At 73.3% G+C, this 23,166-nt stretch carries 25 protein-coding genes; 14 read left to right on the plus strand and 11 right to left on the minus strand.

Annotated elements, in window-relative coordinates; all coding sequences use genetic code 11:
- Positions 1–37 precede the first annotated feature (37 nt).
- A complete protein-coding gene (locus E4N63_RS18590; protein ID WP_374112878.1) occupies positions 38–1,699 on the minus strand; it encodes an ArnT family glycosyltransferase in 1,662 nt (553 codons plus the stop codon).
- Between the two features lie 477 nt (positions 1,700–2,176).
- Here E4N63_RS18590 and E4N63_RS18595 point away from each other — a divergent pair, with 477 nt between their 5' ends.
- The 3 genes from E4N63_RS18595 to E4N63_RS18605 are packed head-to-tail and all read left to right on the plus strand — an operon-like array spanning position 2,177 to position 3,945.
- Positions 2,177–2,704 carry a hypothetical protein gene (locus E4N63_RS18595; RefSeq protein ID WP_230241214.1) on the plus strand — a complete coding sequence of 176 codons (528 nt, stop codon included), beginning with the start codon at positions 2,177–2,179 and terminating at the stop codon, positions 2,702–2,704.
- Positions 2,705–2,751: 47 nt separating this feature from the next.
- On the plus strand, positions 2,752–3,351 hold the full coding sequence (locus E4N63_RS18600; protein ID WP_230241215.1) for a hypothetical protein: 600 nt from the start codon (positions 2,752–2,754) through the stop codon (positions 3,349–3,351).
- 9 nt (positions 3,352–3,360) lie between these two features.
- Positions 3,361–3,945: a hypothetical protein gene (locus tag E4N63_RS18605; protein WP_230241216.1), complete on the plus strand. Its 585-nt coding sequence runs from the start codon at positions 3,361–3,363 to the stop codon at positions 3,943–3,945.
- A gap of 66 nt (positions 3,946–4,011) precedes the next feature.
- Here the strand turns inward: E4N63_RS18605 and E4N63_RS18610 are convergent, their stop codons facing one another.
- Complete coding sequence (locus tag E4N63_RS18610; RefSeq protein ID WP_230241217.1) at positions 4,012–4,629, minus strand: histidine phosphatase family protein; 618 nt, start codon at positions 4,627–4,629, stop codon at positions 4,012–4,014.
- Positions 4,630–4,924: 295 nt separating this feature from the next.
- Here E4N63_RS18610 and E4N63_RS18615 point away from each other — a divergent pair, with 295 nt between their 5' ends.
- Entirely contained in the window at positions 4,925–5,482 is a 558-nt protein-coding gene (locus tag E4N63_RS18615) for a hypothetical protein (RefSeq protein ID WP_230241218.1), read from the plus strand.
- Between the two features lie 205 nt (positions 5,483–5,687).
- Here E4N63_RS18615 and E4N63_RS18620 read toward each other — a convergent pair whose 3' ends face one another.
- From E4N63_RS18620 to E4N63_RS18650, 7 genes are all read right to left on the minus strand, one after another.
- On the minus strand, positions 5,688–6,701 hold the full coding sequence (locus E4N63_RS18620; RefSeq protein ID WP_230241219.1) for a hypothetical protein: 1,014 nt from the start codon (positions 6,699–6,701) through the stop codon (positions 5,688–5,690).
- Positions 6,698–8,347, minus strand: coding sequence for a GMC family oxidoreductase N-terminal domain-containing protein (locus tag E4N63_RS18625; protein ID WP_230241220.1), 1,650 nt, complete (start codon positions 8,345–8,347; stop codon positions 6,698–6,700). The genes E4N63_RS18620 and E4N63_RS18625 overlap by 4 nt, the downstream gene beginning before the upstream one ends.
- On the minus strand, positions 8,344–9,105 hold the full coding sequence (locus tag E4N63_RS18630; RefSeq protein ID WP_230241221.1) for a DUF5987 family protein: 762 nt from the start codon (positions 9,103–9,105) through the stop codon (positions 8,344–8,346). The genes E4N63_RS18625 and E4N63_RS18630 overlap by 4 nt, the downstream gene beginning before the upstream one ends.
- On the minus strand, positions 9,090–9,863 hold the full coding sequence (locus tag E4N63_RS18635; protein WP_230241222.1) for a hypothetical protein: 774 nt from the start codon (positions 9,861–9,863) through the stop codon (positions 9,090–9,092). The genes E4N63_RS18630 and E4N63_RS18635 overlap by 16 nt, the downstream gene beginning before the upstream one ends.
- A gap of 336 nt (positions 9,864–10,199) precedes the next feature.
- Positions 10,200–11,540, minus strand: a complete 1,341-nt coding sequence (locus tag E4N63_RS18640) for a ferric reductase-like transmembrane domain-containing protein (protein ID WP_230241223.1) — start codon at positions 11,538–11,540, stop codon at positions 10,200–10,202.
- 228 nt (positions 11,541–11,768) lie between these two features.
- Complete coding sequence (locus E4N63_RS18645) at positions 11,769–13,241, minus strand: hypothetical protein (protein ID WP_230241224.1); 1,473 nt, start codon at positions 13,239–13,241, stop codon at positions 11,769–11,771.
- Positions 13,242–13,462: 221 nt separating this feature from the next.
- Positions 13,463–14,401, minus strand: a complete 939-nt coding sequence (locus E4N63_RS18650; protein ID WP_230241225.1) for a hypothetical protein — start codon at positions 14,399–14,401, stop codon at positions 13,463–13,465.
- A gap of 184 nt (positions 14,402–14,585) precedes the next feature.
- On the opposite strand from E4N63_RS18650, the gene E4N63_RS18655 reads away from it, so the two are divergent.
- Genes E4N63_RS18655 through amaP form a run of 5 tightly spaced genes read left to right on the plus strand, consistent with a single transcriptional unit; the run spans position 14,586 to position 17,103 of the window.
- Positions 14,586–15,059, plus strand: coding sequence for an Asp23/Gls24 family envelope stress response protein (locus E4N63_RS18655; RefSeq protein WP_043464946.1), 474 nt, complete (start codon positions 14,586–14,588; stop codon positions 15,057–15,059).
- Positions 15,060–15,089: 30 nt separating this feature from the next.
- Positions 15,090–15,281, plus strand: coding sequence for a hypothetical protein (locus tag E4N63_RS18660; protein WP_125623308.1), 192 nt, complete (start codon positions 15,090–15,092; stop codon positions 15,279–15,281).
- A 3-nt stretch (positions 15,282–15,284) separates the two neighbouring features.
- On the plus strand, positions 15,285–15,692 hold the full coding sequence (locus tag E4N63_RS18665) for an Asp23/Gls24 family envelope stress response protein (RefSeq protein ID WP_125623309.1): 408 nt from the start codon (positions 15,285–15,287) through the stop codon (positions 15,690–15,692).
- Between the two features lie 56 nt (positions 15,693–15,748).
- Positions 15,749–16,498, plus strand: coding sequence for a DUF6286 domain-containing protein (locus E4N63_RS18670; RefSeq protein ID WP_374112879.1), 750 nt, complete (start codon positions 15,749–15,751; stop codon positions 16,496–16,498).
- A gap of 8 nt (positions 16,499–16,506) precedes the next feature.
- The gene (gene amaP, locus E4N63_RS18675) at positions 16,507–17,103 is read left to right on the plus strand and encodes an alkaline shock response membrane anchor protein AmaP (RefSeq protein ID WP_230241226.1); all 597 of its coding nucleotides are present in this window, start codon (positions 16,507–16,509) and stop codon (positions 17,101–17,103) included.
- A 118-nt stretch (positions 17,104–17,221) separates the two neighbouring features.
- Here amaP and E4N63_RS18680 read toward each other — a convergent pair whose 3' ends face one another.
- Positions 17,222–17,653 carry a DUF2000 domain-containing protein gene (locus E4N63_RS18680; protein ID WP_230241227.1) on the minus strand — a complete coding sequence of 144 codons (432 nt, stop codon included), beginning with the start codon at positions 17,651–17,653 and terminating at the stop codon, positions 17,222–17,224.
- Positions 17,654–17,702: 49 nt separating this feature from the next.
- Between E4N63_RS18680 and E4N63_RS18685 the strand changes: the two genes are divergently transcribed.
- On the plus strand, positions 17,703–18,539 hold the full coding sequence (locus E4N63_RS18685) for an AraC family transcriptional regulator (RefSeq protein WP_374112797.1): 837 nt from the start codon (positions 17,703–17,705) through the stop codon (positions 18,537–18,539).
- Between the two features lie 55 nt (positions 18,540–18,594).
- Here the strand turns inward: E4N63_RS18685 and E4N63_RS18690 are convergent, their stop codons facing one another.
- On the minus strand, positions 18,595–19,050 hold the full coding sequence (locus E4N63_RS18690) for a MarR family winged helix-turn-helix transcriptional regulator (protein ID WP_230241228.1): 456 nt from the start codon (positions 19,048–19,050) through the stop codon (positions 18,595–18,597).
- 143 nt (positions 19,051–19,193) lie between these two features.
- Here E4N63_RS18690 and E4N63_RS18695 point away from each other — a divergent pair, with 143 nt between their 5' ends.
- The 4 genes from E4N63_RS18695 to E4N63_RS18710 all read left to right on the plus strand — a co-directional run bounded on the left by E4N63_RS18695 (position 19,194) and on the right by E4N63_RS18710 (position 22,989).
- The gene (locus E4N63_RS18695; protein WP_230241229.1) at positions 19,194–20,450 is read left to right on the plus strand and encodes an amidohydrolase family protein; all 1,257 of its coding nucleotides are present in this window, start codon (positions 19,194–19,196) and stop codon (positions 20,448–20,450) included.
- Between the two features lie 312 nt (positions 20,451–20,762).
- Positions 20,763–21,149, plus strand: coding sequence for a GntR family transcriptional regulator (locus tag E4N63_RS18700; protein ID WP_125623312.1), 387 nt, complete (start codon positions 20,763–20,765; stop codon positions 21,147–21,149).
- Positions 21,146–22,054 (plus strand): ABC transporter ATP-binding protein, encoded by a 909-nt coding sequence (locus E4N63_RS18705; protein ID WP_230241230.1) that lies wholly within the window; start codon positions 21,146–21,148, stop codon positions 22,052–22,054. Before E4N63_RS18700 ends, E4N63_RS18705 begins: the two co-directional genes overlap by 4 nt.
- Positions 22,051–22,989: an ABC transporter permease gene (locus E4N63_RS18710; RefSeq protein ID WP_230241231.1), complete on the plus strand. Its 939-nt coding sequence runs from the start codon at positions 22,051–22,053 to the stop codon at positions 22,987–22,989. Before E4N63_RS18705 ends, E4N63_RS18710 begins: the two co-directional genes overlap by 4 nt.
- Positions 22,990–23,166 lie beyond the last annotated feature (177 nt).

A 23,166-nucleotide genomic window follows, 5' to 3' on the forward strand; every position in this document is an offset into this window, starting at 1 on the left:
CGGCCCGGAGGTGACATCGGTGTCGGTTCGGCGGGTTTCACCGGCGGAAGACCGTGATCGAGTGGCCGACCTGCTCGACCGCCCTGCTGCTCTCCACCAGCGCCGCAAGTCTGCCCTCAGCCTTGGCGATCGCGGAGTTCGAGACGACGAGCAGCCCGCGCACCCGGCTCGGCTGCACCTTGCGGGGATCGGACGCCTCGATGCCGTAGTGGGACGGGACGCCGCTGCCCTTGTAGACGAGCCAGACCCGCTCGCCCGGATACCGCTCCCGCAGGCGGTCGGCGAGCCGCCCCAGGTCCTGGCCCCAGTCGACGTTCGAGTCGTGCAGATGGCGATGGGTGTTCGAGGGCCCGCCGAACGCCTCGTTCGCGTACGGCAGGTAGTACGGGAACGTCCGCAGCGAGCTGACGGCGGCGAAGAGGAGCAGCGCGGCGACCGTCGCCCCGGGGACCCGTCGCCATCGCGCCCGCGTCCGCAGTGCGGCCGCCGCACCGGCTCCACTGGCGACGGCGACCGCCCCGGCCGCCGCGACCGCCAGCAGCATCGGCAGGAAGACGGCGTAGCGGACGCCCAGATCGCGGTCCCCGCTCATGGCCGCGAGCAGCAGCACGGCCGCCGGGAGGAGCACGTACGGTGCCGCAGCGCGCAGCCGGGGAACGGCCACCAGGGCCACCGCGCCGGCCGCCCACAGCGCGAGCGCGCCGAGGGGTGTCTTCACCAGCAGCGCGGCCGGCAGGTAGTACCAGAGCGAACCGCTGTAGTGCCGGCCGAAGAGGAAGCCCTCCCACCCGGCGTCCTCGAACGCGAACTGGATGAGCATCCCGTCCCGGAAGGGCTCGGGGAACGGCAGCAGGGCGACGAGCTGTCCGCGCAGCCCGTGCGCGTCCGGAACGCTCGCCGGCGCCGTCCAGCGCAGCCGCGGATCGACGGCCAGGTAGGAGGCCCAGACGACGGCGATGCCGGCCAGGGCCACGCCTGCCGCCGCCAGGAGAGCCGGCCACAGCAGCCGTGCGGCCCGGGGAGTTGGGGAGGCCGCGGGGCGGCCGGAGGCGGTGGGGCTGCCGTCGCTCCCCGGCCCGCCGTCCGTTCTGCGCCGGTACCGGACGACGGTCGACAGCGCGGCCAGGGGCAGCAGCACCGGAACGGCCGCCAGCATGCTCATCTTCGTGGCGACGGCCGCGCCGAGCGCCGCACCGGCGAGCGGGAGGCAGAGCAGCGGCCGTCGCCGGGCCCGCCACAGCAGCCAGACGGACGTCAGCAGGAAGCCGGCCGCCGGGGCGTCGAGCGTGGCCAGCGAGCCGTGGGCGATGACGTCGGGGGAGAACGCGTACAGGGCGAGCGCCACCAAACCGCCCAGCGCACCGGCCAGATCGCGGGCGAAGGCGAAGACGACGAGGCCGAACAGCAGGGTCAGCGCGATCACCGGCAGCCGCGCCAGCAGCATCAGCCGTCCCGGATCGTTGCCCGACTCGTAGAGGAGACGCCGCCCGAGCTCCGTCTGATTGCCGTCGAATCCCGGTTCGAGACGTGCGTCGGCGAAGGCCGTTCCGGCCGCGATGACCAGCTTGCCCAGCGGCGGATGCTCGGGGTTGAACCGCAGGCTGTGCTCGCGCCGGTAGACCTCGGCCGTGGCGACGTACACGGGTTCGTCGATGGTCGGCGTCTGCCGCACGGCCGTCGTGACCATGGCGACCGCCATCTGTGCGAGGAACGCTGCCACGACGAGGCCGAGGAGCCACCGGCGGTGCCGCCGCAACCATCCCGTCCTGCGGCGCAGCCCCCCGGCTGGCGGGGAGGCGGGCCCGCTCAGGAGGGCGGGCGCTGATGATCCAGGCGGTCCCGGCGCGGCGAGCGGTCCGTCCCGTTCGCCACCGCCGGGACCGGGGAGCGCGTGCTGCTGTGTCACCGTCCGACCCGGCGCACACTCCGGGCGGAACGAGCCGGGTGACGTGAACGCGAAGTGGCCATGTCCCCACCCTCGCAAGCAACTCGCGCCCCCGCAGTCACTTCCGCGGCTTCCGGGGCCTTTGCGCTCCCGAAGCCGCGCCGGTCGGCAACGGTGATCGGGGCTGAAATGGGGCCTTGTAAATACTCGGCCATGACCAAGGATTGGGGGCTGAACACGTCCAGAACGATGCTCGGGCGGAGACGTCCGGACCTCAGAAAGGACAGCTCTATGCGCAGAGAGACACGCCTGACGGTTATCGCCGCGGTGACGGCGTCAGCTCTGGCAGGAAGCTCCGGCACGGCACTGGCCGCCCAGACGGATGACGCAACACCGATCTCATCGCGGTCGCAGGCCGGCTACTCCACCGGCAGTTCCCCCTTCGGCTCCTCCACGAGACAACCGGCTGCCGAAGACTGCGGTGTCAGAGTCGACCTTCCGCACCCGTCTCGCACGACCAACAACCAGATCCACACCCGGGTCGAGTCGTTCTGCAACGGCGCCACGATCGTGAACAACACCATCTCCGGCAAGAGCTACCGCTCACGCTGGTACGGATGGGAGCACATGAAGAGCGAGACCAACGGTCCGAAGTCGGCGTGGCGAGTCCGGGTCACGGTGGATGTGAACTGTGAGTACGGGACCTGGCACCGCTGGCGCACCGAGGGCTTCGGCAGCGGGGTTCTCAACGGGCAACCGGTGAGCGCCTCCGCGTACGAGGAGAACAACGACGAGATCATGTGCGGAGCCAACAACTGACGGGCCGCACCCGTTGCCGTTCGGCCGTTACCGCGTGGACGAGCGCGGTGACGGCCGTCGTGATACTCGCCTCTGCTGCCTGCGGGGAAACGGAGGTTGACGAGGATCGTCCGCGTACGAGCGCCACCACCGAGGGGGAGGCCGACACCCCGTATCTTCCCGACAGACTGCTCGACGCCCCGGCCGAGCCACCGCGGCTGAGTCTGGTGACCCAGCTCGGACGGACCGAACCGCGCAGGATCGCCGTGGACTGGTCGTCCCGGTCCGGTCCCGTTGACGAGCGCTCCGGCCGGGTCGAATGGCCCAGTGCCCGCATTGATGCGGGCGAGCCCCGTGCCGAGTTCGAGTTCGGCACATCGCAAGTGCCCTCACGCGTCGTGCTCTACGAATACGCACAAGTCGGCGACGACGGTGTGCCGGACGAGACGCTGGGCACCGAGACCGTGTGCGCCTTCGCCGACCGGACGGCCAAATGCCGGCGGGAGGGCGACGGCGCCGCGCCCGCCCGTGTGGTCGTGCGTTTCGGTTCCACCGGCAACGCATACTGGGTGATCCACGCAGCCTGGCCCGTACTGGCCGGCAAGGGGTCACAGGACGGTGTGGATGTCGTGTCGGCGTCGTGGGTGGTCAAGATCAACAGACGATAGGAGACCGGCATGCGAGTGGATGTCGCCTCATGGCTGCCACTGGTGACGCGCGACTCGGTCAGCACGGCGACCGCGACCGTCACCCTGACCGAACCCGGCGGGACCGCACGGGAAGTGTCCGAGCACCGCCTCCAGGCCGACGACCGGTTGCACTGGTCGTACACGGTCCGCAGCGACGGTGAGGAGACCCGGCAGTCCTGCGACGGGCAGGAGATGACGCACATCGCCGGCGGCAACCCGATCCGCTCGAAGGTGCCGACCACGTTCGACTCCACAGACGACCCGTGGTACTTCTACTCCTGGCTCGGGGTCGTGGACACATGGCTGGTGGAGATGGTGCGTCCGGTGGACCTGCTCGCCCGCGTCGTGGTGTCCACGGTGGACAGCCCCGGCCCGGACGGAACGGTGCGGATCCAGGCCATGCCGATGGGCAACGAGCCCTCCCCCTACAGCGGCTTCTCCATGCCTGACGGACGCTCGCTGACCCTGCTGCTCGACGTCGACCGTGGCTGCTTCACCGAGGTGACGGTAACTCACCCCGGCGAAGCCGGAGCGGCTCACCGCCTGAACTACCTGCTGACCGAACAGCCCTGAGGACTCCTCGGAGACCGGAGAGTCGAACGGTCGGGCTGGAGGCTGCGGCTGCAGGCCTTCCGATGTTCAGATGCGCAGCTCGTCCGGGAAGCCCGTCCACCGCAGCTCGGGCGGCAGGTGCCCCGTGTCGTTGTACAGGAGCACGGAGGCCGGGCGGCCCGGTGCATATCGGATCACCGTGAGGGCGGCGTTGGCGTGATTGAGTCCGATCCAGCGCCAGTCGGGGGCGTCGAGGGCGGCGCGGACCAGCCAGCCGAGCATGAAGGCGTGGGTGACGACCAGTTCGTGGCGCGGTTCGGCACCGTCCACCGGCCCGGTGAACCGCCGGAGGGCTTCCCGGGCCAGGGCCGGTCCGTTCTCCCGCTCCTCCGCCGGGAATCCGGAGAGTCGGTCGAGCAGGAGATCCGCGGAGTCCGGCGGCAGTTCCTCGCGGCGCGGGACGTGGGGCACGTAATCGCCGGCCGGCTCACAGCGGTGCACGGGAACGCCGTCCACCTGTGCGGCGATCAGCCGGGCGGGCTGCGCCGCGCGGGGCAGCGGGCCGTGGTGGATCACCGAGACCGGGCAGCTCCGCAGCCGCTTGCCGAGAGCCGTCGCCTGGCGGCGGCCGTTCTCGGTCAGGGTGGTCTCGTCCGGGGACGCCTCGCCGTGCCGGGTCAGCCAAAGGTAGCGATCGGCCGCCATGTCGCTCTCCCGGGGATGATGTCTCGCCTTGCCGGATGGACGCGGTCCTCGTCGCCCCGGTTGCGCTTCGGACGATGGCGGAGACGGCGGTGACGGCTGTGACGGTCGACCCGAGTCCGGTGGGGCCGGGGAGAGGCTGTGCGTCCCAACTCACCCTGGATCACGGGACAGAGGGGCCCGGCGCGGCCGTCCCGGTCCGCAGGCCGCATTTCTCACGCTGTTCGCTGAGGTCTGAGACCGGCATACGGTGACAGCCATCTCTGCCGGAACGCGGCAGTGAGCCGGAGCAGCGCGTATGCGAGGCTCTGCGGCCATGGGGCGGAGTTTCAAGCTGCACGCGGGAATCGCGGCCGGGGCGAGTGCCGTGCTGCTGGTGCTGGGTGCGCTCACATGGCTGCCGGGGATCTTGCCGCTGACCGGCTCGGCATGGCCGACGGCGGTGATCACGGCCCTGCTGTTTCCCGTCTTCGGCGCCGCTCTGCTGCGGATGTTCCTGGCGGGAGGGGACCGGGACGCGATGTGGCTGGCCTTTCGGTGTCTGTCCCGAAGGGTGCGGGCCGGGCTGACGGCCCTGGCGGTCTCGGGTGTCGTGCTGCTGTTCGCCGGCCTGGCCGGTGCGGAGAATCTGCAGGCGCCGGAGATCAGGGACCGGCGGTACTTCGTTCTCGACACGACTCCCGGGGAACGCGGCACGGTCGAGGTATCGCACAGCCAGTACGTCGCCGTCCTCGAAAGCGACCAGCGCAACCTGTTCGCGATCCCGGCGCTGCTGTTCGCCGGGGCCGCGTATGGCGTCCTCGTGGCGGGGGAGTTGCGCCGCGCGGACGGCCGGGAGACGTTCTCCGGGGCGTAGAGCGGGCCGGAGCGACCGGAGCACACGGGCGGCGGCCCCGGGAGCGGGTCTACGGGCGGGCGACCCGGACCGGGTGGCCCGGTTCGGCGACGTCAACGCTCCGCCGCTCCCTCCCCGGTTCCGTCGGCGGGGAGGGAGCGGCGGCTCGGTCAGGTGTACGGCTGCGGGGTTCGCTCCGTTCGGCCGGACACCGACCGCTTCGGGGTCACGGCCGCTCGCCGACCTCCGCGTGCGCCGTGTGGTCCAGGGACCAGCGGCGTTCGGTCTCCCAGCGGGAGCCGGTGCGGCGCTCGGCCACGACCTCGGCGCTCGCCCGTTCGCTGTTGGTGCAGGTGGCCGTCGCGCCGTCCGGATCGGTGTACGAGAGGGCGACGCAGTCGGCCGGGTCCTGGCGGACCTCCACCCGGAGCCGGCGGCGGCCCGCCCGGCCGGTCACCGTCCACTCCGGCAAGCCGATGTCCGCCGTGAAGCGCGGTGCCGCGAGCAGCGGGTCGCGCGGCCAGTCCTTGCCGCCCACGCGCAGTTGCAGCAGGGGGAGGGGCGGAAGCAGCCGCATCCCGGGGCGGCGGGCCACGGCCGCCACGATCTCCAGGACGTCGCCGCCGCCCAGGCCGGCGTGGAGCCAGGCCCACCGCTTGGCGTTGCCGTGCCCGGCGATTCGCGACACCCCGCCCCGCGCGTCCGCCAACTCCAGTTTCTCGCCGTGCACGTCGACCTCGCCGTAGAAGCGGGCGTCCGGCGCGGGCACGATCTGCGCGGCCGGGAGCAGCCCCGTCCGCCACGCCCAGCGGGGGAAGGTGTACAGCGGTGCGCCGCCGCCCTCCACCACGCGAAGCCGCCAGCGGATGCCGCCCGCCGCCCCCGCCAGCAGGCTGCTGGAGGCGTGGACTTCGGGGGAGGTGTAGTACGGGACGGGGCTGTCGGCCACCGGCAGGGTGGCCCCGGGCGACTCCGGGCCGAAGCGTTCCGTCACCGGCGGGCGGCCGTCCGCCGGGAAGACGGAGATCCAGCCGTGCGGCCGGGCCGGTCCGCCGTCCGCCGGGGCGACCACCTCGTGGTGGATCCAGACGCCCGTGCCGGTGCGCGGGTCGGTCAGGGTCGCGTACCAGACCTCCAGGCGGCCGGACTTGCCGGTGAGCCGGGGCCGGTACAGCCGCTCCAGCGCCTCGCGGTCCGCCGTCGCGCCCGCACCCGTCCCCATGTCGGCTCCGCCCGTCATCGTCCGCTCCCCTGCAGTGTTCTGAGCGCCGCGTCGCGCGCCGCCGTCCCGCCGTCCGGGGACGGCGCCCCGTACCGCACATCCACCCCCGCCTCCGCCGCCCGTTCCACGATGGACGGGCAGGCCCGCTCGGCCAGCGCCGCGACCGTCAGCGAGGGGTTGACGCACAGTGAGGTCGGGACGGCGGAGGCGTCCGTCACGAACAGGCCCGGGTGGCCGCGCAGTTCGTTGCGGTCGTCCAGGGCGGACGTGGCCGGGTCGTCGCCGAGGCGGCAGGACGCCAGCGGGTGCGCGCTGACCGATCCCGCGAACCCGCTCCACGGCCGCACCCGCGCCAGCCCGTCCTTTTCCAGCACGGCCCGCGCCTCCTCGTCCGCCTCCGCCCAGCCGCGCAGGGTGTTGGCGTTCGGGCGGTACTTCAGCGTGGACAGGCTCAGCGAGGAGGCGAGCCGCACGGCGGCGCCGGTGGGCGGCGGCGGACCGAACACCCCTTCGTTGTCGTCCTCCGTCATCGCCAGGACGGAGAGCCAGGAGCGCCAGCGCGCCCGCAGTGCCTTCTTCTCCGTGCCGAACCAACTCGTCGCCGGGTCGTCCGTGGCCTGCGCCAGGACGTTGGTGATGCCCGGGAAGTAGATCTGCTGGAGCGAGAAGCGGCTGAACTCCGGGGCCTCCGGGTCGAGCCGGTCGTAGGACATCGAGCCGATCGGCTTGCCGACGGGGAAGCCCTCGTACGGGACGCCCGGCGCCCGCTCCAGTCCGAGCAGGTCGCGCACCTTCGTCTCGTCGACGTCCGCGATGGACACGCGGTCGCCGTTGCCGGAGAAGTGGCGCCCCACCGCGCGCGGCATGGAGCCCAGCAGGGCGGCCGACCGCTGGAGGATCACCGGGGTCGCCATGGCGCCGGCCGCGGCCACCACGATCTTCGCCTCGATGATGCCCGCGCCGGCCGGGACGCGGTAGTCGGTCCCGTCCAGCACGCTGTACGCGACCCGGAAGCGGTAGCCGGGCGTGACGGCGGGGGCGATGGTCTGCACCTCGTGCAGCGGGCGCACCTCCGCCCCGGCCGCCCTGGCCGCGGGCAGGTAGTTGAGCAGCATGGAGCGTTTGGCGTCGAAGCGGCAGCCGTTCAGCATCCAGTTGCAGTTGGTGCAGGTGGCGAGGTCGACGGCGAGCGGGACGGGGTTGCAGCTGCGCCCGGCCCGGTCGCAGGCGGCCGCGAACAGCCCGCCGGGGTACGGCACGTCGTCCCAGCTCTGCCGGGCCACGGGGATGGCCTCCTCGACCCGGTCGTACCAGGGGTCGAGGGCGTCGCGGGTCAGCGCGGCCGGCCACAGGCGGCGGCCGAGGCCGCCCCGGCGTTCGAAGACGAAGCCGGGGGCGCGGAGCGAGGCGGCGAAGTAGACGACGCTGGAGCCGCCGACGCAGTTGCCGGCGACGACGGTGACGCCGTCGCCCTGCACGAGGTCGACGGCGCGTGTGTAGCCGCCCATCCGCAGGTCGTGGGCGAAGTCCTGGGCGCTCAGCTCGGGCCCGCGTTCGAGAACGGTGACCTTCGCCCCGCCCGCCGCCAGATGGTAGGCGGGGATGGCGCCGCCGAAGCCGCTGCCGATGACGAGGACGTCGGTGCGTTCGATGGCGGCCGTCATGCGGGGTGGCCTGCGGACGTGGTGCGCGGGTGGGTGCGGGCCGGTTCCCGGCCGTAACCGAACTCCGGGTGGCGCCAGAGGCCGTCCGCGTCCGGAGGCGGGAACGCGCTCCAGGCCAGGCCGGGGTGGCGCTGCGCGATCGCGTCGGTGGTGTGGAGGTGGGCCGCGGTGTCGAAGGCCAGCGAGGAGAAGAGGGCGAGCAGGACCCAGAGCTTCTGGTCCGCCGCGCCCGGCTCGAGCAGTTCCGCGGCGAGGGCGGTGCGGTCACGGAAGCCGAGGCCGGCGAAGGCGGAGCCGGCGACCGGCAGCAGGACCCGGCCCTTGCGCAGCGCGTACGCCACGGCCCGGGTGTCCAGCAGTTCGGCGAGGACCGGCAGCAGTGGCGCGAGCCCCAGCTCGGGCAGGCACAGCAGTTCGACGGTTCCGGCCTGCACGGCACCGGGGCCGGCGGCGGCGCCCGCGATGGCACGGTCGCCGGAGTGGCGCTTCTCGCCCGGGACCATGGTGTCGGCGAACGCCTCCAGGGCGGTCCGCCACGCACTGATGTCCGGGGCGGCGGCGGGTCCGGTGGCGAGTGCGGCGGCCGACCCGGCGGCCGAGGCCCGCGCGGGGGCGGCGACCGCCCCGGTCTGCAGCGCGGCGACGGCACCGGCCAGCCCGAGCACGAGCTGCCGCCGGGTGGGGCGGTGGCGGCCCGGCGTGCCGCCGGGAGCCCCGCTCGGCCGCGGCGCGATCCGCCCGTTCACCGCGTCCGCCACGAACAGGACGGGCTCAGCGGCAGCTCGACCTTGACGCCGAGGGAGGCGCGCAGCAGGGCGTCGGCGAGCGCGGGATCGTACGGGCGGAGGGCGTCGGCCGCCTCCTCACCCGTGGCCGGTGCCCCGGCGACCTTGATGTTGCGGGCCTTGAGCGCGGCCTCGCCGGACGACTGGTCGAACCAGTAGCTGCCGTCCCAGCCGACGAGGGCGGGGCCGCCCGGGTGGGTCTGGACGCTCCAGTGGTCGATCTGCCAGTAGCGGCAGGCGGGGACGGCGAGGGCGAAGCGGGCGGGCTCGGCGAGCAGGAAGCGCAGGGCGCCGCCGTTGCTGACGGTGATGTCGCGCTTGGCGTACTCCACGCAGACGGGGTCGGTGCCGATGAGGCCGAGCGGCGGGGTCTCGCCCTCGCCGTACCGGTGGAAGGTGCACGCGTCGGCGAAGGCGGGGTCGGTGTAGCCGCCGAGGCCGACGCCGAACGGGACGGCGCTGCCCGTGGCTCCGGCGGAACCGGGGGACGCGGCGGAACCGGAGGGCGACGCGGCGGAATCGGCCGACGCGGCGGTACCGGCAGCACCGGTGGCGCCCGCGAGTTCGGCGACGCCGGTCATGTCGGCCGTGCCGGTGGCTCCGGCGCCTTCGGCGATGTCGGCAGCGGCGGCGGGCACGGCGGGGAGCGCGGGGAGGAACAGCGCGGCGCTCAGCCCGGCCACGGCGGCGCGCAGGCGTACGGGGGAGACGGCGCGAGGCGGCGTGGGCACGGCAGGGACCTACTTCCCGTCGGTCGGGACGTGCGGGGACGGAGGCGGGGTGGGGCGTCGGAGGCTGGGGATTTCGGCCACCGGTGGCTGGTTACCGCCGGTTACTGGGCCTGCATCCTGATGTCCCGGCGCTCGCCGCGCAACCCCTCCGCCTCCGCCTCCACAAACTCCACCCGACTCCTGACCTGCGGCTCCCGACTCCCGGCTCCGGGCTCCCGAGGCCCGGCCCCCGGCCTCAGGCCATCCGCCGCGCCGCGCCGTCCCCGAGCGCCGGCAGATGCACATCCGCCGTCCGAAAGACCTGCGTCCGTTCTGGACGCGTGGCGCCTTTCCGGCTCAGGCCAGACCGAACCTCTCGGCGTGCACCTGTCGCGCGGGGACCCGCAGGTCCCGCAGGCCGGACAGTACGGCCGTGGTCATGGCGGGCGGGCCGCAGACGTACACGTCGCGTTCGGTGATGTCCGGGACCAGCCGGTGCAGGCTGTCCGGGCCGAACGGCGGGGCGCCGCCCTCGCCGGTCCTGCCGGTGAGCAGATGCAACCGTCCGCCCCGGAGCGCGACCAGCTCGCGCACCTCGTCCAGCAGCACGGCATCGGCCTCGCTGCGAACCCGGTACAGCACGACGATGTCGCCGGTCCCCTGTTCCTCCAGCAGTGCACGCACGGGTGTGATGCCCACGCCGCCGGCGATCAGCAGGGCACCGGGCCGAGTCCGGTGGAGCGAGGTGAACGCCCCGTACGGTCCCTCGACGAACACGCGGCTGCCGACCGGGAGGTTCCGCAGGCCGGCGCTGGTGCTGCCCGCAGCCTTCGCCGTGAGGCGCAGCCCCTGTCCGTCGGGCGTCGCCGACAGGGAGAAGGGGTTGGCCGACCACCAGTGGTTGTGCCCGGGGAACCGCCAGATGCAGAACTGCCCGGCCCGGGCGGGAAGTTTGTCGAGGCGCCGGCCGGTGACGTGCACGGACACCACGTTGTCCGACTCCGGCACCACGGCCGCGACGCGGAACCGGTGGTAGGCATTGCGCCACAGTGGCATGGCGACACGCCCGGTCAGCAGAGCGCCGAAGGCGAACAGCCACAGGATCCACCAGTAGGCCGTCGCGAACGGGGAGGAGGTGAACGTCTTGGTCTCCAGCAACTGGTGCACGAACGACAGGCCCAGGGCCACGTAGAGCAGCAGGTGCAGACCGTGCCAGACCTCGTACCGCAGCCGCCGCCGCAGGGACCGGGTGGAGATCACGGCGATCACGAGGATGACGGCCGCGGCGAGGATGCCCAGCAGGGAGGCCGGCACCCCGCTCAGGGCGACGAACGTCTTCCCCATGGAGGCGTCGTCGAGTTTCGCGTAGCCGAGCACCACCAGCGTGGCGTGGGTGAGGACGGTCCACACCAGGGAGAAGCCGACCCAGCGGTGCCACACCGTGAGCCGGTCCATCCCGATGCGGCGGTCCAGCCATGGCAGCCGCGCCACCAGCAGCAGTTGGCAGAGCATCAGCAGGGCCGCGTGCACTCCGAAGAACTTGGCGACCGTGAGCACCCCGTTCTTGCCCGGACCGGCGCCGAAGAACAGCGCCTCGACGATCACCACGTTGACGATGACGCATGTCCACATGGCCCAGCGCGCCGCGTCCACCGGAGACACGCCGCCTCTCCGCACCGCGTTGTCCACTGCCGCCATGTTCGCCCCCATCCCCTGCGGCCGCGGTATGCGCGGCCCGTGTACACAAACCCCATGAAGACCGAGAGCTTCGGCTGTACGCACACCTCGGTCGTATACGGATACGGGGCGCGGACCCGGCCCGTTCACGCCGGAACCGTCGAATCCTACGGGCGTTCGGTGCGTTCTGCGCCCGACCGCGCACCTGTCGGGCCTCACCGCCCGGACCGGTCGGCCACCGGGTGCCTGCTACTCGACGTAAATGCCGGTGTGTTGGGAGAGGACCGCGCCGAAGCGGGAGCCCGCGGCCGGGATGCCCAGGTCCACCGGGTTGAAGGCGGCCGAGCCCGTGGCCGTGAGGCCGGAGGCGGTGCCGCGCAGGGACCAGACGGCGCCGGTGTCGTTTTCCTCCGGTGCGGACGCGGCCAGTTCGGCCCTGCCGTCCCGGGTGACGTCCAGGAGACGGACCGCGTCGCCGAAGTGGTCGCCCGTCTCGGCGATGCCGGGAATCCCTGGCGTGTCCTGGTGGAAGGCCTGCGCGCCGGTGCCGGTGAGGCCGCCGGAGCCGCCCTTGAGCAGAACCACGGCTCCGGCCCCGGCCCGGTTGCCGATGGCCTCGTAGGGCACGGCCGCGGCGAGGTCCGCGTAGCCGTCGCCGTTGGCGTCCCCCGCGGAGAGGCGGGCGCCGAAGTTGTCGCCCTTCTCGCCCGTGCCCGGGACGCCCGGGGTGTCCTGGTCGATCGTCGTCACGCGGCCGGTGCCCGGCCCGGAGGGGGTTCCGTAGTGGACCCTCACCGTGCCCGCGTCGTCGGGCAGGTTCTCGACGATGCCGCCGGGGACCACACGGGTCGCCAGGTCACCGATGCCGTCCTTGTCGAAGTCCCCGGTCACGGCGGTGGCCGCGGAGGGCAGCGCGGCCGGGACCGTGGAGAGGCCCGAGGCGGTGCCGCGCCAGAACTTCCCGCCCTCGGCGTGGTTCTGGTACGCGTAGAAGGTGGCGAGGTCGTCGATGCCGTCGCCGGTCATGTCGCCCGCGGCGATCGCCGAAATGCTGTTGTCGGTGCTGAACAGGGTGAGGTTCTGCACGCCCGCCGGTTCCCCGGCCCGGCTGAACGGGCCGCGGAGCACGGAGCGCACGTCCCAGTCGGGCCCGTACTCCATGAAGAGGTCGGCGTTGCCGTCGCCGTCGAAGTCGCCGCCGGTGAGGTTGGAGCCGACGCTCCAGTACCTGCTGTCCGCCGGCGCCTTCAGGACGGCGGAGCCGTCACCGCTGAGGCCGCCGGTGCGGCCCCACAGCACCGTCACCATGCCGCGGCTGCCGGTGCCGGCGACGTCCTCGCCCGCGCTGTGGACGGCGAGATCGGTGAGGCCGTCCCCGTCGAGGTCGCGGGAGATCAGTTTCTCGCCGAAGCGGTCACCCTCCTCGGGGGTGCCGGAGATGCCCGCGCTGCTCTGCGTGAGGTACACGCGGGAGGAGGTGTCGGGGCCGGTCGCCGAGCCGTAGGTGATGACGACGTACCCGGCCTGCCCGTGCCCGGAGACCGTGGCGTCGGGGGCTCCGATCGCCAGGTCCTGGTAGCCGTCGCCGTTGAAGTCCTCGCCGGCGGACGCGGCTGCCGCCGGCGGCTGCCGGGCCCCGTCGGCCGCGTGGGCGGGACCCCCGGTGAGGGCGGCGCCGAGACCAAGGGCGGCCAGGACGCACAGCGTGTGCAGGCGACGCATGATTCCTCCAGGAGCACCATGGCGGGACGGGGCGAGGCGATGGTCCACATGGTGAGACCTGCGGTACGGCGCGAAGGTTGTGCACCGGGGGAGGCGGCGTCGTGGGGGCCCGTGAGTGACCCCTGCCCCCTTGCTCGCGGCGTGAACTTCCCTTCCAGACAAAGGTGTTGGGGCGGGGGCGGGGCGGCGGCTGGTCCGGCGGGGGCGGCCGGTGGCGCCCGTCAGGCCGGCGGGGCCCCGGCCGGTTCCACCGTCGTCACGAGGACGGTGACGGTCACCGGACCGGGGGCGTCGCCCTCCGCCGCTCCGGCCACCGCCGTGCGGACGGCCCGGGCGACGTCGAGGGCGCGATGGTCCTCGGCGGTGGCGAGCTGCACCCGGACATACCGGCTCGGGGGATCGTCGCCGTCCTTGATCCGTACGGCTTGGGCGAGCCACCGGCTGGTCTGTCCCGCGGGCGGCTCCGGAACGGGGGCGAGGCGGGTGACGCCGGGTACGGCCGTCACGGCGTCGGCCAGCTCCGCGGCCGGCTCTCGTACGGGCACCGGGCCGGGTGAGGGGTGCGTCATCGGGCCCGGCGACGGGTGCGGGGAGCCGGAGACCGGGGCCGGTCCGGCGCCGTCGGCTCCGGGCGGGGGCGTCCCCGCGCCGGCGGCTTCGGCCGGGCCCGGACGCCAGTCCGCGAACCGGGCTGCGGACGGGTCCGGGGCCCGGTCCGAGGCCCGGTCCGCAGCCCGGTCCGAGGCCCGGTCCGCGCGGGCGGGTTCACCCAGCAGGTCCGTCACCCGCAGGTCGATTTCGGCCGTCGGCAGCCCCAGGCGTCCGGTGGCCGCGGCGAGCAGCGCCCGGCGGAGCTCCCCCGCGGTGCGGGGCAGGGGCTGCCGGGCCGACGCCGAGAAGTCCGCCTCGATCCGCAGCGGTTCCGGCTGCAGCGCGGCCCGGTGAGCCCCGGCAGCCGGCTCCGGCGCCGCTTCCGGTACGGCCAGGCGGATTCTCACGGCGCCGAGCCGGACGCCGTCCACCCGGGCGGCAGCCCGGGTCAGCACCGCGCAGGCGGCGCGCTCGGTGATCCACGCTCCGTCCCCGGGCCCGCCGAGGGGCAGGAGAAGGCCCGGGCCGAGCGGGTTCCGTCCGGCCTGCGTCCATCCGTCGGCCGTCATCGGCCACCACCTCTTCCGTACCGTGCCGTGTCCAGACTGCCGGAACCGGGTCCGTGCGGCCGCTCCCGCCGCCGGTCCGGCGGGCCGGGTCCACCGTATGCCCGCACAAGGGGCATCTCGCGCAGAACGGTCTTAACGTGGGAAACCGGGAGGAATCCTCTCTTCCAGGAAGGGATCACCGGCCATGACGGAAACGGCACAGAAGAACAGGCCCGACACCTCCGGCAAGGAGTCCGCGGGCGGCGGGTCGTACACCGCCGACGGCGGGGCGCGCGGCAAGACGAGCGTCGCGGACAGTGTGGTCGAGAAGATCGCCGGGATGGCGGCCCGTGATGTGGACGGCGTGCATGCCATGGGCGGCGGCATCACCCGGGCCTACCACGCGGCGCGGGAGCGCGTGCCCGGGACGGCCAAGTCCGTCTCCCACGGAGTCCGGGTCGAGGTGGGCGAAAAGCAGACCGCGATCGATCTGGAGATCGTCATCGACTACGGGGTCTCGATCTCGGACGTCGCGTCGTCCGTGCGGGAGAGCGTGATCTCCGCCGTGGAGTGGATGACGGGTCTGGAAGTCGTCGAGGTGAACATCTTCGTCAGCGACGTGAGTCTCCCGGGCGAAGAGGAAGAGCAGACAGAGCAAGAGCAGCCACGGCTCCGTTAGCCGAATCCTGCGGAACACGAAAGAGGCACGATGAGCATGGCCATGGTGGGCCTGGTCGCCGGAATGGCGCTCGGCTTCGCAGGGTACTTCGGCGGCTTCGGGGCTTTTCTCCTCGTGGCGGCGCTGGGCGCGGTCGGATACGTCGCCGGGCGGTTCGCGGACGGCGATCTGGAGCCCGGCGACTTCTTCCAGTCCCGTGAGCGCGCCGACCGGCGACGGTGACCGATGGCACAGCCGCAGACCGCAGCCCCGGCGGTACCCGCACACGAACGAGGGGCGACGCGTGTCGCCGATCGGGTCGTCGCGAAGATCGCTTCGCGGGCGGCCCGTGAGGCCCTGAGCGGATTCGACGAGTCCGCGGCTCTCGTGACTCCCGGCCGTGCGGCGCCCCGCGCGCGGGCGTCCGTGCGGCCCGCGTTCGGGCGGGGGCCATCGCTCGGTGACGCGCGCTTGCACATCGGGGTGGAACTGGGCTACCCGTCCGACATCGGCGCGCAGTGCGGGGCGGTCCGCCGCGTCGTCACCGAACGGGTCGGCGGGCTGGCGGGCATGAAGGTCCATGACGTCGTGGTGACGGTCGAGCGACTGCACTCCGCCCACACGCGGGGCGAGGGCCGGGGGAGGGTGCGATGAGCGAGCGGGAGCCGGAGCGAGGGCGGGAGCCGGCGCCGGAGCCGGCACTCGGGCCGCTGCCGGCCGGTGACGCCGGGCCGTCCTCGCCCACGGCGGCGGGCGGGACCGCACCGGGCGGATCGTCGGCCGCCGCCGTACGGGGCGATGGGCGCTCCGCAGAACGAGCCGACGGCGGGACGGGCGCCGGGACCGACGCGGGATTCGGCGGAGGGACCGGCGGACAAGCCGAGGGGCAGGCCGCAGGGCACGCCGGGGAACGGGCCACCCACCGGTTCTGGTCCCCCCGGCGCGTGCCCGCCGCCATCGTCGCCGTGGTGGCCGTCACGGCCACCGGCCTGCTCCTGTACGACGTGGCCGCCGTACGGGCCGGCGGGCCGGCGATGCGCTGGCGCCGCGTGCTCGCCGACGAACTGGCGACCCGGCCGCTCGACGACCGCTGGGTGCTCGCCGGCGCCGCGCTGACGGCGGCCGTCGGGCTGTGGCTGCTGGTCCTCGCGGTGACCCCCGGCCTCCGCGCCCTGCTGCCGATGCGGACCCCGGCCGGGGCCGGCGACGTACGGGCCGTACTCGGCCGGTCCGCCGCCGCCCTCATCCTGCGCGACCGGGCCATGGAGGTGCCGGGCGTCCGCTCCGCCCGCATCGACGTGCGCCGCCGCAGGGTCAGGGCACGGGTGACGTCCCACTTCCGCGATCCCGACGACATCCGCGCCGACCTGGACACGGCCCTGACGGACGGGGTGCGGGAACTCGGTCTCGCCCGGCAGCCCTCGCTGTCCGTCCGCGTCCACCGCCCCAGGAAAGGGTGACGCCACACATGCTCAGGACCGTCAACCGGCTGCTGCTCGGGCTGGCAGGGCTGGCCCTGTTCGCCCTGGGCGGCGCCGCGCTGGTCGGTGGCCTCGACCTCGAGCGGCACTGGGACTTCCGCCTGCCCGGCTGGTGGCCCTTCGGGGGACCGGACGACGTGATCCTCACGGACGGGGCACGGACCCGGTTCCGGGACAACGGGTGGTGGTGGCCGGCCGTCCTCGCGGCGCTCGGCGTGCTCCTCGCGCTCCTGCTGTGGTGGCTGCTGAGCCAGCTGCGCCGGCACCGCCTCGCTGCGGCCCCGGTCGACAGCGGCGACGGCGTGGGAGGACACCTGCGAGGACGGGCACTGGAGGACGCCGTGGCCGCCGAGGCGGAGGCCATGGACGGCGTCGCCCGGGCACGCGTCAGGCTGATGGGCCGCCCCGCGGCGCCGAGAACGCGGGCCGGGCTGCGGCTCGAACCACACGCCCGGCCGGCGACCGCCCTGGAGCGGCTGAGCCGGGAGGCACTCCGGCACGCCCGGGAGTCGGCGGGCGTGGGCAGCCTTCCGGCCGAGGTCCGGCTCAACGCGGTCCGCCACCGGGCCCGCCGGGTGACCTGACGTTCCGCCGCCCGTGACCGGGTCCCGGGCTCGGCCCTCGCGGGCGGGCCGGGGAACCGAGGGTCCGGATCGGCCGGCCCGGATCGGCCGGCCCGTGCGCCGGTGCGCCCGTGCGCCCTCAGGGATGCATACGGGCGCCCTTGAGCACCTTGTCGACCGCGTTGCGCGGCCCGTGCACGGCCAGACCCACCAGATCCAGCTGATCCCGCGGCACGGCCCGCACCGCGGCGCGGTTGTCCCGGTCGTGGCCGGTGGCGAAGAGGTCCGAGGTGAACACCGACCGGGGGAGCGAGCGGGACAGGGCGCGGCCGTGGGCGGCGGTCAGGATCTCCTTCGTCCCCTCGAACACCAGGACGGGCTGGCGGAACATGGGCAGATAGGGCGTGCCGTCGGCGTCGGCGTAGGGTTCGCCGATCACCTCGGGAAGCTCCGAACCGAGCCCGCTGACCAGGAACGCGGTGGCGTTCAGCCGCTGCCAGGACTCCAGATCGTCGCGCAGCAGCACGGCGATCTTGGTGTCGAACCGTACGGGGGTGTTCTCGTTCGTCATGCCCTGAGACTGCACGCCACCACGGCGCGCCTTCTTGTACGTTCTTGACGTGGTGGTGGTACGGCCGGAGATCTCCGCGTGGCGACCGCGGGTTCCGGGCGTCGCGGAAGTCCTCCACGCCCACTTCACCGAGCACGCCTACCCGATGCACGTCCACGACGTGTGGACCCTGCTGATCGTCGACGACGGTGCCGTCCGCTACGACCTGAACCGCCGCGAGCACGGCACCCCGCACGACACGGTCTCGCTGCTCCCCCCGCAGGTGCCGCACAACGGCTCGTCCGCCACCGCTCGGGGCTTCCGCAAACGGGTGCTCTACCTGGACCTGGCCCAGCTGGACGAGGGCTTCATCGGCCCGGCGGCGGACAGCCCCGATCTGGCCGACCCCCTGCTGCGCCGCCGCGTCGGACAACTGCACACGGCCCTGGCGCGGCGGGGCGACGAACTGGAGGCCGAGAGCCGCCTCGCCCTGGTCGCAGACCGGCTGCGCGGCCACCTGCGGCCCCGGCTCGCCGCGCACCCGCCGAACGCCGGCCGCGGCGTGGCCCACACCCTGCGGGAACTCCTCGACGAACGGCTGACCGACGGGGTGAGCCTGGACGAGGCCGCGAAGCTGGTGCACGCCCACCCCACCCACCTGGTCCGGGCCTTCACCGCCGCCTTCGGCATCGCCCCGCACCAGTACCTGATGGCACGCCGCGTCGAACGCGCCCGGCGGCTGCTCCTCGACGGCCGCCCGCCCGCGGAGGCGGCGACCGCGTCCGGCTTCTACGACCAGCCGCATCTGACCCGCCACTTCAAACGCATCCTGGGCACGACGCCCGGCCGCTACGCCGCCGGGCCCGCTGCCCCGGGCACGTCCAGCCCGGTTGACCGCTCCCCATAGGCGCGACGGTGGTGTGGCCGGCGGGGAGCCGCCGCGTGCCCACGGACTCTCGCGCCTACGAACTCTCGCGCCTGCGGAGCGCGGCGCCGGCTTCGGCGTACTTGAGCAGCAGGCGGGCGAACTCGAGCCGTTCGGAGTCGGGCCAGTCCGCGGTGATGCGTTCGAAGGCGTCCCGCTGCTGCCCGGCGAACTCCTTCCGCAGGGCCTCGCCCTCGGGCGTGAGCCGCAGAACGGTGCGCCGGCCGTCGCTCTGGGAAGCCGCGCGGAGCAGGTAGCCCGAGGAGATGCAGTCGGAGACCATCCGGCTGGCCACAGAGGGGTCCACCCGGAGTTCCTCGGCCACCGTGCCGACGGTCGTCTCGCCGGAACCGTCGGCCACCACGTTGAGGACGAGGTTGCGGGAGAAGTCCTTGCGGTCGGCCGGGGTGTGCCTCCGCAGCCGCGAGAACGCCGGCCCGATCCCGTCCAGAAGCGTCTCGGCGTCCGCGTCCCGGTCCCTCTCTGCCGTCATGGCAGCACCCTAGACGAGATTGCGGCGGCTCCCGCAGATGCCCGAAGTTATGCATATGCGTGCTCTAATGCATATAGTTGCAGGAAGGCATCGAGGGGGCGTCCCACCGAAGCCGGTCCGCATACGGAACAGGGGGAACGGCCATGACCACGACCGCCATCGTCAACGCCCGCGTCTTCGACGGTGAGTGTGTGCTGCCGCAGACCACCGTCGTCATCGACGGAGCCCGGATCACCGCTGTCGGAGGGGCGGTTCCCGAGGGCGCGGACATCGTGGACGCCGGCGGCGGGACGCTGCTGCCCGGCCTCGTCGACGCCCATGTGCACACCTCCGCACCGGCCCTCGCCGTGGCGCTGCGGTTCGGCGTCACCACCGAGCTGGAGATGCAGGGCACCCACACCCGGGACAACCGGGCGCACATCGCGGGCGACGACACGGTCGCCGACGTGCGCTCGTCCGGATTCGGCATCACCCCGCCCGGCGGACACCCCGACGAACTGTTCCCCGAGGGCTTCCGGCCGGGACCCCCGCCGGGAGCGGACGGCGCGGGGCCTTCCGCCGCACCGCCGGTGAAGCCGCTGTGCACCACTCCCGAGGAAGCGGCCGAGGCCGTCCCGCGGCTCGTCGAGGCGGGGTCGGACTACATCAAGTTCATGATCGACGACGGCACGGTCGAGGGCCACCCCGGCCTGCCCGTGCTTGACCGGCCCACGCTGGAGGCCGGAGTCGCCGCGGCCCACCGGCACGGGATGCTGACCGTCGCCCACGCCCTCACCCTGGACGCGACGCGGATGGCGATCGAGGCCGGCATCGACGGCCTCACCCATGTGTTCATGGACCGGCCGCACACCGAGGAGATCATCGAACTCATCGCCGAATCGGGTGTGTTCGTCATCCCCTGTGTGGTCCTCAACGCCTCCATGATGGGCATCACCGGTGCCGGTCTCGCCGACGACCCCCGGGTGAACTCCCGCCTGGACCAGGAGTGGCTGACCACCTTGCGCAGCAGTTTCGGCCACTACCGCCAGGGCGAGCTCGACGACGTACTGGCCTCCGTCGGGGCACTTCACGAGGCCGGCGTGGACATCCTCGCCGGCAGCGACGCGTCCTATCCGCTGGCGTTCCTGGGCGGTGTCGCTCATGGCGCCAGCGTCCACCACGAGTTGCAGTACCTCGTCCGGGCCGGCATGGCGCCCCTGGAGGCGCTGCGCGCGGCGACCGGCATCCCGGCGCGGTGCTTCGCCTTGGAGGACCGCGGCCGCATCGCCGAGGGCCTGCGGGCCGACCTGCTCCTGGTGGACGGTGATCCCACCACCACCATCTCCGACACCCTGAACATCCGCACCGTGTGGCGCCGCGGCACGCGGGCGGTGGAGGGCCGCCCGGCGCACTCGGGGTGAGGGCCACCGGGTGGAGGCCGGCGTCCGGGCCGCGGCGGAGCCCGGCTGCGCACAGGCCATGGGCCTGGCTCCATTCCGCCGCAGGTGGGCCGCGGTGTGGCCCACGCCCTGCGGGAACTCCTCGACGAAAGGCTGACGGACGGGGTGAGCCTGGACGAGCCCGGGGGCGTCCGGCTCGGCTGATCGCTCCCCGTAGGGCGCAACGGGGTGCAGTCCGGCGATCGCCTCACAGGCCCATGCTCACTGTGACTTGACGTGGACTCCGGTGCGCCGCCATGCTTTCACTACTTAATTAGTGAAAGGGGGTTTGTAGTGATCGAATACCGGATCGACCGGGGGACCGGCGTGGCCACCTACCTGCAGATCGTCCAGCAGACGAAGCGGGCCTTGCGGCTGGGCCTGCTCGAACCGGGCGATCGGCTGCCCACCGCCCGCGAGGTCGTCGAGGCAACCGCCATCAACCCCAACACCGTGCTCAAGGCCTATCGCGAACTGGAGCGCGAGGGCCTGGTGGAGGCGCGACGCGGCCTCGGCACGTTTGTGCGGAAGTCGCTGGGGGCGGCGGTGGCTCAGTCGCCGCTCGCCGATGAGCTGGCCGACTGGATGAAGCGAGCCCGCACGGGGGGGCTCGCTCGTGAGGACGTCGCCGCACTGTTCAGCTCCGCTCTGGAGCAGGAGTTCACCGAGGGAGAGCAATGAGCCAGGAACCAGCTGCGCTGGAAGCGCGAGGGCTCGTCATGCGGTACGGCCGCCGCCGCGATCCGGTTCTGCGGGACTGCTCCTTCCGGCTGCCCGCCGGCCGGATCTGCGCACTGGTCGGCCCGAACGGCGCCGGCAAGTCCACGCTGCTGGCACTCGCGGCAGGGATGCTCCGCCCGACGCGGGGGACGCTGCGGGTGCTCGGGGCCGACCCGGCCGGGTCCCGGCCGCGGATCGGCTACGTGGCGCAGACTCGTCCCCTGTATCCGCAGCTCACCGTGGCGGCCACGCTCCGGCTGGGCGCCGAGCTCAACCCGGGGCGCTGGGATCACGAGGCCGCGGAACGCGTCGCGTACGGCGCCGGTCTGGATCCGGAGGCCAGGATCCGCACCCTCTCCGGGGGCCGGCGCACCCGAGTCGCCCTCGCGCTGGCCCTGGGCAAGCGCGCCGAACTGCTGCTGCTGGACGAGCCGATGACGGACCTGGACCCGCTCGCTCGCCACCAGTTGATGGGCGTCCTGCTGGCCGCGGCCGTCGAGCACGGCACCAGCGTGGTCATGTCCTCCCATGTCCTCGCCGAACTGGAAGGCGCCTGCGACTATCTCCTGCTGCTCGGCAGCGGGCAGGTCAGGCTGGCCGGCGAAAGCGATGACGTCGTGACCGCGCACGCCCGCCTCACCGGCACCTCACCCGACTTCGCGCCGCACACCGTCGTGGAGTCCGGCGCGACCGGTCGCGGCCACACCGCGCTGGTGCGCCCGCAGGGCCCGGTCGATACGGCCTCATGGCTGGTCGAACAGCCCTCCATGGAAGAGCTGGTCCTGGCCCATCTGCGCAACCCCGGCGCTCCCGCCCTGTTCACGGAGAGCGCCTCGCCCGCACCGAGCCAGGAGGCTGTCGCATGACAACTCTCTCGCACTCCCCGCGCCACGGCCCGACCCGGGCGGTACTGCGGCTGCACCGGGTGCCGCTGTGGGTCTGGACGGTGCTGGTCATCGCCGGGGCCGGCGGGCTGACCTGGCTCTACGCGCTGGGGCAGGAAGCTGCTTCGTATGGCGCCTGTGGTGGCACAGGGATGCCGGAATGCGCCACGGAGATGCGCTATTGGGGTTCTGAACACCAGTCCGCCAAGCTCCTCGCCTGGCTGCCGTGCGGCATCGCCGCCTGCGCCGGCGCAGTGCTGATCGGCCGCGAACTGGAACACGGCACCGCCACCTTGGCGTGGACCCAGTCCGTGTCCCCGGCCCGCTGGCTCGCTGCGAAGCTGGCTGTCCCGGTGGTGGCGCTCCTCGGTGGTACGACGGCGCTGACCTTGATGTTCCGGTGGGTGTGGGGGGCAGGTCCCGACGGCGGGGTCAACCGGTGGAACAGCGAATACTTCCACGCCGCCGGATCAGTGGGCCCGGCGTACGTTCTGCTCGGACTGGCGCTCGGTGCGCCGGCGGCATTGCTCACGCGGCGCACCCTCCCCGCGATGGGTCTGGCCCTGGCCGGCATCGGGTTGGCGTACCACCTGGGCGACAGATTCCGGTCTTCTCTCTGGCCGGCGAGTGAGGTGCGAGGCCCATGGGACTCGGCACTCAACCATGTCGATCAGCTCGAGTTCGGGATGATCATGGAGTCCGGGGAGCGTGTCAGCGGTCTCGACTGCAGCGACCAGGCCGTGCCCGGCGACCTCGGTACGTGCCTGTCGGATCACGGGGCGGTCGACTTCTACGCGAGGATTCACCCGACCTCGCACTACTGGCCGATCCAACTGGTCGAGACCGGCATCGCCCTGGCCCTGGCTGCCGCCGCGGTGGCCGCCGCGTTCTGGGTGCTGCGGCGCAGGCTTCCTTGACGGCCCGCTCCGGGCGCAGGCTTCCACGACCGTCTGCGCCCGGAGCCTGCTCCAAGCCCGCGGATCCGGGCCCGTGAAGTTCCCCCGTGACGCGTGGGCACCGTCCTGGCCGACCACTTCGGCAGTGCTCTGCCGGCGTCGCTGGAGCGGGACACCCGCGACCAGTTCATGGGCCTG

The organism is Streptomyces sp. MNU89, assembly GCF_020982505.1.
GTDB lineage: Bacteria > Actinomycetota > Actinomycetes > Streptomycetales > Streptomycetaceae > Streptomyces > Streptomyces xinghaiensis.